Below are 14,538 nucleotides of genomic sequence, written 5' to 3' on the forward strand. Positions count from 1 at the left end.
CCCTTTACGCTTTCCTTCGCTCCGAAGGCGTCCGTTCTAACAATAGATTACCACATCAGTTGGCGATCGCCAACCGACATTCATCTCCCACCTACCATCGGGCTTTGCCCTGCACATTCCTTGAGGTGGGAGACTTCTGTCGGACATTACGTTAAAACGATTCCGTTAGAAAAATCATAAACAAAATACCAATAATAAACGCATATGTCGATGTCCGTTCATTTCCGTCGCCATGGCTTTCGGGAATAAGCTCTTTGTAAATAATAAACAGCATGGCTCCGGCGGCAAACGCCAATCCGTACGGGACTAAACCACGGAAGAGGGAAGTTAAATAAAAACCGAGCAGCGATGTGACGATTTCGACCGCCCCCGTTAATGTGGCAATCAGAAAGGCTTTGAAGCGGCTGATGTGCTGATTGACTAAAAACAAGGCGACTAAAAATCCTTCCGGCGCATTTTGCAAGCCGATGGCCAACGCGATCAAATTGCCAGTCGTCTCGGCATCGGATGCATAGCTGACTCCCACCGATAATCCTTCAGGAAGGTTGTGCAACGTAATGGCAGCGATGATGAGCATCGCTTTTTCGTCAAATGGCAAACCGCTTTTTGTATGCCCTAAATCGATATGGGGAACAGTCATCTCGAGCAACGTTAAAATGAGCACGCCAGCCGAAAGGCCGATCGTAAGTGCCCCAAAGCCGCCGATCCGCAGCGCCTCCGGAATAAGGCTCATCATAGACGCCGCCATCATAATGCCGGCGGAAAATGCCAACAGCACGTCACGCCAACGGTGGGTGAGTGATTTGGCTAAAAACAAAATCGGCACAGCGCCAAGCCCTGTCGATAAGGCAGAAAGCACACTGCCGGCTAACACTTGGTTCATTCGATCCCCCCTCATCTTCCTTTACTTTTTCATATGCGCGAATAATAGAAATGTGACAATCGCCCAAGCGCCGCCATATAATAAATTATCATAACGAAATGAACAGACGGTGGCGAGCAAAATGCATAGGCAGCCGGCAAAAACGGTTGCCTGTCTGTTCGCCGTTTCGGTATAATGCAAGTAAGAAACGGTCAATTGTAAAGGGTTGGATGCTATGGAACAGAAAGAGCAGGCGCTTGAGCAATCATTGAAACTGTTTATCGTACTGTCACGGGCATATCGGTCCGTCAGCGACCAAGTAAACAAATCGATCCACTCGTTCGGAGTGAATCCGACGGAGTTTGCGGTGTTAGAACTGCTATACCATAAAGGCGACCAGCCGCTTCAGCAAATCGGCGAAAAAATTTTGCTCGCCAGCGGCAGCATCACTTACGTTGTCGACAAACTGGAAAACAAAGGGTTGATCGTCCGCCGGGCCTGTGAACGGGACCGGCGCGTCACGTATGCATCGATTACGGAAGAAGGCCGGCGGTTCATTGAGCGCGTCTTTCCGGAACATGCAGAAAAAATTCATGAAACGGTATCAGCGCTTACGGCGGAGGAAAAAGAGCAAGCGATCGCCTTGCTGAAAAAATTAGGATACGGAGCGAAAAACGCCCAGCCAAACAGAGACTGACCATTCGTCGGTCTCTTTAATTTTTGCCGAAAATGGACACGTTATTTAAAGAAAACAACATTAGAAAAAGGAGAGATCGTCATGATGATTCCGGTTGGGGTGTCGAATCGCCATATTCATTTATCGAAAGAACATATGGCGGCGCTGTTCGGGGAAGGCGCCGAGCTGACAGTGCTCAAGCCGCTGTCCCAGCCCGGCCAGTTTGCCGCTAAGGAAACGGTAACGGTGGAAGGACCGAAAGGGAAAATCGAAAATGTCCGCGTCCTTGGCCCGGTCCGTTCGCTCACCCAGCTTGAAATCTCGAAAACGGACAGCTTCAAGCTTGGTGTTGCGCCGCCTGTCCGCTTATCTGGCGATATTGAAGGAACGCCGGGCATTACGATTCACGGGCCGAACGGGACGGTGACGGTGGACAAGGGGGTCATCATTGCCAAGCGCCACATTCATATGACGCCGAAAGATGCGGAAACGTTTGGCGTCCGCGACAGGCAAGTCGTGAAAGTGAAAACGCAAGGGGAGCGCGCCCTCATTTTTGACGAAGTGATCGTCCGCGTCAGCGAAGACTTTGCGTTAGATATGCACATTGACACCGATGAAGCGAACGCGGCCGGTTTAAAAACGGGCGATTATGTGGAGTTGCTCCCGTCGTGAAATCATCCGCAGCAATGGGAGACAAGGCGCCCTCTCGTTCGTCCCGAGCGGGCGCCTCCCGTTAACGCGGGCGCTTCTTCTCTGATTGATCTAGGGTGCCGACCAGATGAAACGGCGCATCACGCCGAATGGCATCAATGACGCCGCCGCTGATTTCTTGATGGGTGAGCCAGCGCGAACCGTATTCTTCTACGACAAAACCGAGCTGAACTTGCCGATAAAGGCAAGCGACAGGCAAACAGAGTTCCGATTTCGCCTCGGCTGGATCGGCGCGGCTGCCGAGCACGTGAAACAACCGCCAAGGGCCGGGATGTCCGCTATTTTTTTTGATGACAGTGGACAGCGCCTGGTTTCCGTCTGTATGCACCCACGCAATGATTAGAGCAAACGTTCCGTTTTTTTGGACGGCCCGGGAAATTAGGGAACAAAGCGCTTCTTGATCGCGATAGTCAACAAGAAGCGGATTGATGGATGCCATTTGTCCAGCGCGGTCGATGAGCTGCTTCATCCGTCCGTAGCGGCGGGCGATGACGGACACATCATATCCTTCCCGCACAAGCCAAAGCGACACATCAGCCAACATGCCTGTCCCGCCGATGACAAGGGCGTGCATGGCGCGTCTCCTTTCAAATTAATCCAGTGGTCCTTTCAAATAATGATCAAACCAACCGACGATTTGGCGAAGCCGTTCGAGGCGAAGTGCCGGGTTGCCGGTGCGCGACAAATCGTGATTGGCATCGGGGAAGCGGACAAGTTTCGTTTCCCGCCCGAGTTGTTTCAATGCGATAAACAACTGTTCCGCCTGCTCGATCGGGCAGCGATAGTCATGCTCGCTATGCAAAATTAAGAGCGGCGTGCGCACATGTTGGACGTATTTGAGCGGCGAATGATGCCAAAGCCGCTCGGCGTCTTCCCAGACGTCGCACCCAACTTCCCATTTCGTGAAAAAGTAGCCGATGTCGCTCACGCCGGCGAAGCTGAGCCAGTTGGAAATCGAGCGCTGGGTGACGGCGGCCCGGAAGCGGTCGGTGTGCCCGACGATCCAGTTCGTCATAAATCCGCCGTAGCTGCCGCCGGTAACGCCAAGACGTGTCTCGTCAATAAAGGCGAACTGCTTGATGGCGGCGTCGACGCCGGCCATAATGTCTTCATAATCCATGCCGCCGTAATCGCCGCGCACTGCATTGACAAACGGTTGGCCGTATCCATGGCTTCCGCGCGGATTCGTAAACAGCACAGCATAGCCGGAAGAAGCGAGCAGCTGAAATTCATGGAAAAACGTAAATCCGTACATTGTATGCGGGCCGCCATGAATTTCGACGATAAGCGGTGCTTTTTCTCCGCCGCCAAGCCCGGGCGGCTTCATGACCCAACCTTGAATGTCCGAACCGTCTGTTGATTGGTAGGTAAACGGTTCGGCATCAGCGAGCGCGACTTCGTTCTCGAGCGCTTCATTGACCGTGGTGAGCCGCGTTTTTGCGCCGCTTTCAAGTGAGATGGCATATAAATCCCCAATCACTGTCGGCTCGCTAATCGCGGCAACGGCCTGCTGTTCGTTCGGATGGATGGCGAGGCCGTATACATGGAAGTCCCCTTCGATGATCGGAACGACGGGTCCGTCAAGCGGGATGAAAAATACGTTGACGCGTCCGCGCTCCGAGGCGGTGACGTATACACCGGTTCCGTCATGTTTCCAAACCGGGCCTGGGCCTTTTGCATCGGCGTGTGTATCGCCGACCATCGCATCGCCGAGATGAACGTCCCAATCGGCGGTCAGCACCCGCTTCGTTTGACGTTCTAGTTCAAAGACGTAGAGACGGTGAATGGTCGCTCCGAGATAAGCGAGATCATGGCCGATGGCCGCGAGCTTCATTCCGTCCGGCGACCAGGCGAGCGAGGCGAATGTGCCGCATCCGTTCGTCAAGTTCGTTTCTGTTTTTTTCTCGAGATCGAGCAAAATGATGTCGCGCGTAAACATGGTGTCAGGATCATTGTTCCGATTGGCGACAAAGGCGAGCGTCTGCCCGTTTGGCGAAACGGCAAATGAGCCGATTTCTTCCTCGAGGTTTGTCAACGCTTCCGCTTTTCCTGACGTTGCATCGATGCGCACGAGCACCGCCTGTTTGCCGTCAAGAAAACCCGATGCGTCTGATTTGTAGTAGAGCCGCTCCACCACGCGCGGTTTCAGGTCAGCCGGCTTCGTTTCCTTTTTTTCCGGCTCTTCCCGGTCGTCGATCGTTTCGTTGTCGCCAAGCGTTGTCAAAGCGATGAGAAACGCCCCGTCCGGCGTCCAAACGTAATCGCGCACCCCGTTTTTGAAAAACGTCAGCTGGCGCGCTTCGCCGCCGTCAGCCGGCAACAGCCAAAGCTGTGTGCGCCCGGAGCGGTCGGACAAAAACGCGATCGTTTTGCTGTCCGGGGAAAAGCGCGGCCTCGTGTCGCGCCAGCGGCCGAACGTCCACTGGCGGACGGCGCCGCCTTCGGTCCATATGTATAGATGGGAACGGTATTGTTTTTCCTCATCGATCGATTTTTGCACGAACACGCCGCGCGTTCCGTCCGGCGCGTAGTGCGGATCGCGCACCGAGCGGAGGCGAAGCAGATCTTCTACAGTCATGCCGCGGTGTTTCAGCGGTTGTCCATTGTTCATGAGCGACCTCCTCTTTCCATAAAGTAAAGTTAGGATAGTATCTTATTTCGTGTTTCGAAAGAAAAATCCTGCCGGCAATAAAAAAAAAGAACGTCCCGTTGAAGGACGTTCGGTGTTCGTTACGCTGATAATTTTTCTTTTTCGTTTGTTTGCTGCGCCGCTTTTTTCACTTGCGGGTAGAAGATCACGCCGCTGGCCAGCAAGGCGACGCCGAGCAGGAACGTTTTCATGTCCGCTGTGCCAGCGATGACGACCCAGACGGAGTAGACGGTCGCCAAAGCAGCGATCACGCCGTCAGCCAGCCGTCCGTGCGCTGCCCCATACGTTTCCCCGGTGAGCACGAGTTTCAGCTGGAAGACAGAGGCGATCAAATACGGAACGAGATAGGCGAGCGTAGCGATGTAAATGACAAAGTCGAACGCTGCCGCCATCGAATGGGAAATGGTCGAGAAAATGAACAGCTGGGCCAATGCATTCGATAGCGTCAACGAGAAGCTTGGCACGTTTTTCTTGTTTTCTTTCAAAAAGGCCGGCAGAAACAGCCCTTGTTTCGCCGCCTGGTACGGCACTTCTGCGCTCAACAAAATCCAGCCGAGCGTCGAACCGAGCAAGCTGATGAGACCAAGACCAGCAAGCACGTAGCCGCCGCCCGGGCCGACGATGGCGACAATGGCATCAACGAGCGGCTTCTCCGATTGAATGAGCTTGTCTTGCGGCAAGACGCCCATTACCAAAAAGCTGATGCCAATATAAATGGCCAAAGCGATCAAAAGACCGGCGATCGTCGCCCGCTTCACATCCGCCTGTTTGCGCGCCCGCGAAGCGAACACCATCGCCGATTCAACACCGACAAACGCCCAAAGCGTCGCTAACGCGGCGTTGTTAATTTGTCCAAGCAGGCCGAGCGGCTGTCCGTCTCCGTCATAACGCGGGGCATCAAGCGGACCGACGATCGCTCTGTCAAAAGCGAATAAGGCAATGACAATAAACAGGAAAAAGCCGAGCACTTTCGCCGCTGTCGCCGCGAAATTCAACTTGCCGGCATCTTCTACGCCGCGCAAAATAATGGCGTGCATCACCCAAAGAAGCGCCGTGCAGACGAGAAAGGTAAGCAAATTCCCAAGCTTTAGCGTAAACGAGCCCATCGTGAGAACGGTTTTGTCGCTCGTTAATACAGGGAAAAATGTCGACAAGTAGCTCGCAAACGTCGTGATGATGGCGACATTGCCGGCAAAGTTGCCGACCCAATAGCCCCACGACGACATAAAACCGGATAAAATCGACAAGTTCGAACCTTTCGGGAACAGCTCTTTCGCATAAATTTGCGGCCCGCCGCCCAAGTTCGGCTTGCGGATCGCCAAGTTGCCAAACACAAGCGCCGTCATTAACACGCCGACGCCGGTCAATAGCCAGGCGAACATGACGCCAATCGGGTTCGCCGCCTCTGCCAATGAGCGCGGCAGCATAAAAATGCCGGATCCGACCATATTGCCAACGACTAACGCCGTTAACACCCAAAATCCGAGTTGCCGGTTGTTATTCAAGATGGAAAACTCCTTTCTTCACCAAAGATAAACAATAAAAAAGCACCCTTATCGTTTCAACGGGTGCATGACACATCCGCATCCAACTGAATGCGATAGCGCTCCATCGCCCTAGAACGATGGCAGTCCTGCGTCTGTTCGGCCGCAGGCCCAGCTTGCGCCGCCGGAGCGCGCCGCAAACTTCGGCGATGAATCCTTTCATTCCGCTTCATCAGCGCTCCGGCCTCAGCGAAACTACTTTTACCCATCGCAACCTCTATCCCATTGAAGTGGAGAGGGGGATATCGTTGCCGACATTATCTTACCCGATTCGACAAAAAACGTCAATATATTTTTCTGAAATAAGGTTAAGCGTGTAGGTCTTCCGTCTGTTGCCGCGACCTCCGGGCGTGCGAAAAAAATTGGCGATCGTTATGTTTTTGGAGAAAATAACGTAGCATTTGGACGGCGACAGCATAGTTGCCTCACTTCTGAAACATGCAATAAAATGGAATTATATTCAGAAAGTTGGCAATGAGAAGGATTTTTGCGACAAACGGCGAATAAGCAATTGGTTGAAGCAAAAGAAGAAATTGCCGCCGTGTTTGGCGAAAAAATAAAGAAAGAAGGGATTGGCTTGAAATTTTCCGCATTTCATTATGAGCGGCCCGACATGGATCAGCTGCAGGCATCGTTTCAGGAGGCGCTCGATGCGTTCCGCCGCGCCGGGAGCGCTGCCGGGCAGCACGAGGCGATGAAACGGGTCAACGAACTGCGCCGCCGCTACAGCACGATGGCGAACCTTTGTCATATCCGCCATACGATCGATACAAACGATGAGTTCTATAAGAAAGAACAAGACTTTTTTGATGAAACGGAACCGGTCGTCAAAGGGCTCATCAACGATTATTACCGCGCCCTTGTCGAGTCGCCGTTTCGCGCTGAGCTCGAAAAAACGTGGGGCGCGCAGCTGTTTGCCTTAGCGGAAACGCAGCTGAAAACGTACGCTCCGGCAGTGATGGAAGACTTGCAAAAAGAAAACAAGCTGGCGAGCGAATATACGAAGCTCATCGCATCGGCAAAAATCATGTTTGAAGGCGAAGAGCGGACGCTTGCCCAGCTGCAGCCGTTCGTCGAATCGCCGGATCGCTCGATGCGCAAACGGGCGAGCGAAGCAAGGTTTTCGTTTTTCACCGATCATGAAAAAGAGCTTGATGAGCTGTACGATGAGCTCGTCCATGTCCGCACGGCGATCGCCGAGAAGCTGGGGTTCAAAAATTTTGTCGAGCTCGGTTATGCCCGTTTAGGCCGGACCGATTACAATGCCGAGATGGTTGCCAACTTCCGCCGGCAAGTGAAAACGCACATCGTCCCGCTCGCCGCCAAGCTGCGCGAGCGCCAGCGGCAGCGGATTCAGGTCGACCGGCTTACGTATTATGATGAGCCGTTCATGTTCCCAAGCGGCAACCCGGCGCCAAAAGGGGACGCCGCTTGGATCGTCGACAACGGCCGGCGCATGTATGAAGAGCTGTCGCCGGAAACGGGCGCGTTTTTCCGCTATATGGTCGAACATGAACTGATGGACCTCGTCGCCAAAAAAGGGAAAGCGAGCGGCGGCTATTGCACGTATATTGACGACTACCAGGCGCCGTTTATTTTCTCGAACTTTACCGGAACGTCCGGCGACATTGACGTATTGACCCATGAAGCGGGACATGCGTTCCAAGTGTACGAAAGCCGTCATTACGATATCCCAGAATACAATTGGCCGACGCTTGAGGCGTGCGAAATCCATTCGATGAGCATGGAATTTTTCACATGGCCGTGGATGGAGCTGTTTTTCGCCGAAGACGCCGACAAATACCGGTTCTCCCATTTGAGCGACGCGCTCTTGTTTTTGCCGTACGGCGTCGCCGTCGATGAATTCCAACACGCCGTCTACGAGCGCCCGGACATGACGCCGGCCGAGCGGAAGAAAACATGGCGTGACATTGAGAACGTGTATTTGCCGACAAGGGATTACGACGGCCACGATTACCTTGAACGGGGCGGCTTTTGGCAGCGGCAAGGGCATATTTACACCGACCCGTTTTATTACATTGACTACACGCTTGCGCAAGTGTGCGCGTTCCAGTTTTGGAAGCGGGCGCAAGACGACCGGGCTGCGGCGTGGCGCGACTATGTGGCGCTTTGCCGATTGGGCGGCAGCCGGCCGTTTACCGAGCTCGTCCAATGCGCCAACCTCCAGTCGCCGTTTGCCGACGGGGCGGTCGCTTCAGTCGCCGGCCATATCGAACGGTGGCTGGACAGTGTCGATGACAAAGCGTTGTGAATGAAAGAGGTGGAACGGCATCGTTTCACCTTCTTTCTTCAAGACGGAGAAGCACTCATTGCGCTAGGGGGGAAGAACGATGATCCGGAAAGCAGCTTTCAGCGATGCGCCGGCGATTGCTGCTGTCCATGTGGACAGTTGGAAGACAACGTACCGCGGCATCGTGCCGGACGCGTACTTGGAGACGTTGGCAGTGGAAGAAAAACAAGCGTTATGGGAGAAGGGGCTCAGCCAAGCGGACCATTCCGTGTTTGTCGCCGAGGAACACGGGCGCGTCGTTGGATTCATCTCCGGCGGACGAAACCGGGCGAGCGACGGCCCAGCGGCCCGATATGACGGGGAGCTGTACGCGGTGTATTTGCTCAAAGAGGCCCAAGGAAAAGGATGGGGACGGCGGCTTGTGCAAGCCTTGGCCCGCGACTTGGCGCAAAAAGGCATTCATTCGCTCGTCGTCTGGGTGCTTGCCGCCAATCCGTCGCGCGGTTTCTACGAACGGCTTGGCGGTGAAAAACTGGCCGAGGAAAGGGTGGAAATCGGCGGAACAGTGTTATCGGAGTGGTGCTACGGCTGGCAAGACATTCAAACGATGAACTAGGAAGGGGCTGCCGAACCGTCGGCAGCTTAAAAAACGTATTTTGTGAGTGATTACTCACTTTACAAAAAGATTTATCTTCATTATACTGTAAATGAGTGATTACTCACTGCCGTGTAAAAGGGGAGAAAAACAATGACCGCCAATCCATGTATTCAAGTCGAGCGTGTTTCCAAGCGGTTTAGAAAAAAAGTGGTCATCGACGATGTGTCGTTGGATGTTCGCGCGGGAGAAATTTTCGGTCTGCTCGGCCCGTCGGGAGCCGGCAAGACGACGTTGGTGCGCATGATCGCCGGCATTGATCAAGCGAGCGAAGGCGCGATTCGTGTGCTGGGCGTGAACATGCCTGATCTTGGCGCCATGAAGCGGATTGGCTTTATGGCGCAGTCGGATGCCTTGTACGGAGAATTGACCGCGCTCGAGAACATGCAATTTTTTGCTTCGATTTATGGGTTGCGAGGGAAAAAACAAAAAGAACGGATCGATAACATGCTCGCGCTCGTCAACTTGACGGATGACCGGAAAAAGCCGGTGCACCAATACTCGGGCGGGATGAAGCGGCGGCTGTCGCTGGCGATCGCCTTGCTTCATGAACCGAACGTGCTCATTTTGGATGAGCCGACGGTCGGCATCGATCCGGTGCTGCGTCAATCGATTTGGGCGGAACTCGAGCGGATTCGCCGGCGCGGCACAACCGTTGTCGTCACGACCCATGTGATGGATGAAGCGGAAAAGTGCGGGCGGCTTGGCATGATTCGCGAAGGTCGGTTGATCGCCGTCGGCCGCCCGGATGAGTTGAAACAAAAAGCAGGCGCGGAAACGATTGAACAAGCGTTTTTGGCGTTTGGAGGTGTCCGGCGATGAGAGTGTTGGCGATGGTTGTCCGCATCATCCGCCAGTTTTTCCGCGACAAGCGCACGCTGGCGCTCATGATTGTCGCCCCGATGTTCGTCTTGTTGTTAATGGATTTAGTATTCAACGGGGAGGAATACAAACCAGCCATTGCCGTCAGCGACAATGTGCCTGAGGCGGTTGTTGATAAGTTAAAAGAAGCGGGAGCGAACGTGAACGAGCTGTCAGCAAAACAAGCGCAAAAGCAGCTGGACGGCCAAGATATTGACGCATGGCTTGACATGGGCGGAAGCGCTCCGCACCTTACGCTGGAAGGAAGCGACCCGACGGCCAATCAGGCGGTGATGGCCGCGGTGCAGCAGGCGTTTCAGTCCATGGCGCCCAAGCCCCCGTTTCAGTTGAAAACAACGTATTGGCACGGGTCAAGCGACATGGCGTCGTTTGATTATTTCGGCCCGGTGCTCATCGGCTTTTTCATCTTCTTTTTCGTCTTTTTGATCGCCGGGGTATCGTTTTTGCGTGAACGGACGAATGGGACGCTCGAGCGGTTGATGGCGACGCCGCTCAGGCGCTGGGAAATGGTCGCCGGCTACATGGTCGGGTTCGGGCTGTTTACGACGATTCAAGCAAGCTTAATTTCATGGTTTGCTATTGATGTGCTCGACATGATGATGGAGGGTTCGTTCGGGTATGTGCTGCTCATTACGTTTTTGCTGGCGATGACGGCGCTGGCGCTCGGGATGCTGCTGTCGGCGTTTGCCAACAACGAGCTGCAAATGATGCAGTTTATCCCGCTTGTCGTCGTGCCGCAAGTGTTTTTTTCCGGCTTGTTCAACCTTGACACGATGGAAGAATGGCTGCGTTCGCTGAGCGTCGTCATGCCGCTCAACTACGGGGCGGATGCGCTGCGCGATATTATGGTGCGCGGAGAGGGGTGGAGCGCTATCGCTGTTGACGTATACGTGCTGCTTGGTTTCACGCTGCTGTTTATGGTACTAAATGTAGTAACGCTGAAAAAATATCGCAAGCTGTAAGGGGTAGAGCAATGAGCGAGCATTCATGGATTCAGGAATTGCTGCAAATCGGCGGCAAGGACGGGAAGTTCAGTGAAAAACAGCTGAAAATTTTGGAAGCGGCGGTGGAAATGTTTGCTGAAAAAGGCTATGCGGCGACTTCCACGAGTGAAATCGCCAAAAAGGCCGGGGTGGCGGAAGGGACGATCTTCCGCCACTATAAGACGAAAAAAGACTTATTGTTGGCGATCGTCACGCCGACATTGTTTCAGTCCGTCGCCCCGTTTTTGGCGAAAGAGTTTGTTCGCGAAGTGTTTGACAACGAATATGAGACGTACGAACAGTTTTTGCGCGCGGTGCTCGCTAACCGCTACGCGTTTGTGAAAACGTATTTGCCGGCGATTCGCGTGCTCTGGCAGGAGCTGGCCTTTCATTCCGAGATCAAACAGTGCTTTCAACGCGTGTTTGTCGAGCATGTGTATCCGAAATTCGCCCGCATTGTCCGCCACTTTCAAGAGAAAGGGGAGTTGGCCGAGCTGCCGGTCGATTCGGTCATCCGCTTGACGATCACATCGCTCGCCGGCTTTTTGGCCGCCCGCTTTCTCCTTTTGCCTGACCACAACTGGGACGATGAGGCGGAAATGGAACGGACGATCCGCGTGTTGATGAACGGTCTGCGGCGCTAACCGGCCGGCTTCCGCGCAGGAGCCGGCCTAGTTGTTTTCTTTTTTTACATTCACCCACCGTCCCGAAGCGCCGACAACGCTTGATCAATCGGTGTCCCCGATGACTGTTGAAGATACGGGATGTTCTGGTGCATCACATCCGCCAACAACCGTCCTGCCTTCCGTTACTAACACTTGTATACAGTTTTTACACAGTTCAACACTGATATTTGCAAAATTTACGTAAAGGAAATGTAATCAAAAAAGGGAAAAAGGACATAGCGACCGGGAAGGAAAATAGTCAGTCTTTTTATCGATATGAACATTTGTTTTTTTTGTACTTTTTTCATTTTGCTGATTTCCTCCTATGATCAAACTCCTTTTTTGCTGCTGCTGCCGTTTTCCCCCTTTACCTCGACTTTATACTCCATTAAAAAAAAGTTCCTATAATCAGTCGTGTATGGAACATCTTTCATAGCTGGGAGGGAACGAGAAATGAAAGAGGAGAATGTTGTCAATGAACTGATGAAACGGTTGAATGAGGAGGTGCTGAACAAACGCATAGACCGCCGCACTCTTTTGCACAGCGCCGGCAAAATCGCGGGCCTGTCTCTCGGGATGGCGATCGCTCAGTCTTTAGGAGGATTTGACGTTCATGCGGCCCCGAAATTCGCCGATTATCCGTTTCAGCTTGGCGTTGCTTCTGGCGATCCGTTAGCAGACAGTGTCGTCTTATGGACAAGACTGGCTCCGGATCCGCTGAACGGCGGCGGAATGCCCCCGCATCTCGTTCCTGTTCATTGGGAAGTGGCGGCCGATGAACATTTTCGGCATGTTATCCGCCGCGGCACCGAAATGGCTTCGCCTCGTCTTGGACACTCTGTTCACGTCGAGGTGAACGGCTTAAAGCCCAACACGGTCTATTACTACCGTTTTAAATGCGGAAATGAGATGAGCCCGGTCGGCAGAACAAAGACGATTCCTGCACCGGGGGCTGAGGTGCAGGAAATGCTATTTGCCTTTGCCTCGTGCCAGCAGTTTGAGCACGGGTATTACACAGCGTACAAACATATGGCAAGAGAAAACCTCGATCTCGTTTTTCATCTCGGCGACTACATTTACGAATATGGACCGAACGAATACGTATCTTTTACCGGCAATGTGCGCACCCATAACAGCCCGGAAATTATCACCGTTGAAGATTACCGCAACCGCTATGCGTTGTACCGGTCTGACGCAGACTTGCGGGCGGCGCATGCGGCCTTTCCGTGGGTCGTGACGTGGGATGACCATGAGGTCGAAAACAACTACGCCAATGTGATCCCAGAGGATGGACAGTCTGTGGAAGCGTTCATTCACCGCCGCGCGGCGGCATACCAAGCGTATTATGAACATATGCCGCTTCGGAAATCGTCGCTTCCGCACGCAGAACATATGCGTCTGTACCGCTCATTTGCCTATGGCGACTTAGCTAGTTTCTATGTTTTAGATACGCGCCAATACCGCGATGATCAGGCAAACGGAGATGGGACAAAGGCGCATTCGCCGGAATCGCTCGACCCAAACCGAACCCTTCTTGGGGCTGAGCAGGAGCAATGGCTGCTCGATCACCTCGGCCGTTCAAAAACAAAATGGAATGTCTTGGCCCAGCAAGTGTTTTTTGCCCAGCGAAACTTTGGGACAAGCCTAGCGCCTAAATACAGCATGGATGCTTGGGATGGATATCCGGCGGCCCGTCAGCGCATTACTGAGTTTGTGGTGCAAAACAAGATGAAGAACTTGATTGTATTGACTGGCGATGTCCATGCGAATTGGGCGTCCAACTTGGCGACAGACTATGATGATCCGGATGCGCTGATCTTTGGCGCGGAGTTCATCGGCACGTCTATCACGTCCGGCGGAAACGGTTCAGATTGGCGGGCGGATACAGAGCGAGTTTTGGCGCAAAATCCACATCTTCGCTTTTTTAATAATTATCGGGGATATGTCCGCTGTCGGGTCACTCCGGAGCAGTGGCGCGCTGACTACCGGGTTATTCCGTACGTCACCGAACCTGGGGCCGATATTTGGACGAGAGCATCGCTCGTGTATGAGAAAGATGGGCGGGGAATCCGGGAAATTTCGTCTACATCATTGCCGATCGGCGCTAAAATGTCTAGCGAGGTGGAAGAAGACCGCCACCGCGCCCATGCGCGCGCCAGAGAAAAGCAAAAAGAAAAGAAAAAAGGAAAAATCGCAAACTGAAGCAACGAGTATGGGCATTCGTCCCGCTGTTTGGGCCGAATGCCTCGTTTTCTCCTAAGGGGCGAGCATAGATGTTGAGCAATATCGGGATTCTTGGATTCACTCTCCTTTTGATTTTTTGCCTTGCTCATCTTCGGCCCTTTGAAATTGCCGGAAATTGGGCAGACGTTAGGTGAATTTCAGAGTGCCACACGCGACTTTGCCTCTAACGAAACAAAAGGAGGAACAGGGCCTTTGAAAAAGGTGAATGGATCAAAGAAGCGGGCGGCGGTCACCCGCTTCTTTATATTTTCATACACCGCTCGCCTTCCGTCTTTCGTTTGAATACCGGCATTCACTTTTTATCCAGCCCCGCATACATTGTCAACGTTTTGATTTCAACCTTCGCAAATGATTATGAGTCATGTTTCTCCACATATGAAAAGTGTTTGCATTTTCTGGACGTTGCCTATTGTCT

General features: G+C 53.2%; 13 protein-coding genes and 1 riboswitch. Of the genes, 9 read left to right on the plus strand and 4 right to left on the minus strand.

What is annotated here, in order from left to right:
- Positions 1-151: 151 nt before the first annotated feature.
- On the minus strand, positions 152-883 hold the full coding sequence (locus ACTVDO_RS06085; RefSeq protein ID WP_020959091.1) for a ZIP family metal transporter: 732 nt from the start codon (positions 881-883) through the stop codon (positions 152-154).
- Positions 884-1,097: 214 nt separating this feature from the next.
- Here ACTVDO_RS06085 and ACTVDO_RS06090 point away from each other — a divergent pair, with 214 nt between their 5' ends.
- Both ACTVDO_RS06090 and ACTVDO_RS06095 read left to right on the plus strand, forming a co-directional pair.
- The gene (locus ACTVDO_RS06090) at positions 1,098-1,559 is read left to right on the plus strand and encodes a MarR family winged helix-turn-helix transcriptional regulator (RefSeq protein ID WP_020959092.1); all 462 of its coding nucleotides are present in this window, start codon (positions 1,098-1,100) and stop codon (positions 1,557-1,559) included.
- An 81-nt stretch (positions 1,560-1,640) separates the two neighbouring features.
- A complete protein-coding gene (locus tag ACTVDO_RS06095) occupies positions 1,641-2,210 on the plus strand; it encodes a phosphate propanoyltransferase (protein ID WP_020959093.1) in 570 nt (189 codons plus the stop codon).
- 61 nt (positions 2,211-2,271) lie between these two features.
- On the opposite strand, the gene ACTVDO_RS06100 is transcribed toward ACTVDO_RS06095, so the two are convergent.
- The 3 genes from ACTVDO_RS06100 to ACTVDO_RS06110 all read right to left on the minus strand — a co-directional run bounded on the left by ACTVDO_RS06100 (position 2,272) and on the right by ACTVDO_RS06110 (position 6,404).
- Positions 2,272-2,823 carry a short-chain dehydrogenase gene (locus tag ACTVDO_RS06100; protein WP_020959094.1) on the minus strand — a complete coding sequence of 184 codons (552 nt, stop codon included), beginning with the start codon at positions 2,821-2,823 and terminating at the stop codon, positions 2,272-2,274.
- 18 nt (positions 2,824-2,841) lie between these two features.
- Positions 2,842-4,860: a S9 family peptidase gene (locus tag ACTVDO_RS06105; protein ID WP_020959095.1), complete on the minus strand. Its 2,019-nt coding sequence runs from the start codon at positions 4,858-4,860 to the stop codon at positions 2,842-2,844.
- Between the two features lie 119 nt (positions 4,861-4,979).
- Entirely contained in the window at positions 4,980-6,404 is a 1,425-nt protein-coding gene (locus tag ACTVDO_RS06110) for an amino acid permease (RefSeq protein WP_020959096.1), read from the minus strand.
- Between the two features lie 88 nt (positions 6,405-6,492).
- Positions 6,493-6,671, minus strand: a riboswitch (Lysine riboswitch).
- Between the two features lie 349 nt (positions 6,672-7,020).
- Here ACTVDO_RS06110 and ACTVDO_RS06115 point away from each other — a divergent pair.
- The 7 genes from ACTVDO_RS06115 to ACTVDO_RS06145 all read left to right on the plus strand — a co-directional run bounded on the left by ACTVDO_RS06115 (position 7,021) and on the right by ACTVDO_RS06145 (position 14,405).
- Complete coding sequence (locus tag ACTVDO_RS06115; protein ID WP_168369010.1) at positions 7,021-8,715, plus strand: M3 family oligoendopeptidase; 1,695 nt, start codon at positions 7,021-7,023, stop codon at positions 8,713-8,715.
- 79 nt (positions 8,716-8,794) lie between these two features.
- Positions 8,795-9,310 (plus strand): GNAT family N-acetyltransferase, encoded by a 516-nt coding sequence (locus ACTVDO_RS06120; protein ID WP_020959098.1) that lies wholly within the window; start codon positions 8,795-8,797, stop codon positions 9,308-9,310.
- A 132-nt stretch (positions 9,311-9,442) separates the two neighbouring features.
- Positions 9,443-10,171, plus strand: coding sequence for an ABC transporter ATP-binding protein (locus ACTVDO_RS06125; protein ID WP_020959099.1), 729 nt, complete (start codon positions 9,443-9,445; stop codon positions 10,169-10,171).
- The gene (locus tag ACTVDO_RS06130; RefSeq protein WP_020959100.1) at positions 10,168-11,193 is read left to right on the plus strand and encodes an ABC transporter permease; all 1,026 of its coding nucleotides are present in this window, start codon (positions 10,168-10,170) and stop codon (positions 11,191-11,193) included. Before ACTVDO_RS06125 ends, ACTVDO_RS06130 begins: the two co-directional genes overlap by 4 nt.
- Positions 11,194-11,204: 11 nt before the next feature.
- Positions 11,205-11,858 (plus strand): TetR/AcrR family transcriptional regulator, encoded by a 654-nt coding sequence (locus ACTVDO_RS06135; RefSeq protein ID WP_020959101.1) that lies wholly within the window; start codon positions 11,205-11,207, stop codon positions 11,856-11,858.
- A gap of 474 nt (positions 11,859-12,332) precedes the next feature.
- Positions 12,333-14,081: an alkaline phosphatase D family protein gene (locus tag ACTVDO_RS06140; protein WP_020959103.1), complete on the plus strand. Its 1,749-nt coding sequence runs from the start codon at positions 12,333-12,335 to the stop codon at positions 14,079-14,081.
- A 123-nt stretch (positions 14,082-14,204) separates the two neighbouring features.
- Positions 14,205-14,405: a twin-arginine translocase TatA/TatE family subunit gene (locus ACTVDO_RS06145; protein WP_071990871.1), complete on the plus strand. Its 201-nt coding sequence runs from the start codon at positions 14,205-14,207 to the stop codon at positions 14,403-14,405.
- Positions 14,406-14,538: the final 133 nt, after the last annotated feature.

Source organism: Geobacillus sp. BK01, from assembly GCF_052220245.1.
Taxonomy (GTDB): domain Bacteria; phylum Bacillota; class Bacilli; order Bacillales; family Anoxybacillaceae; genus Geobacillus.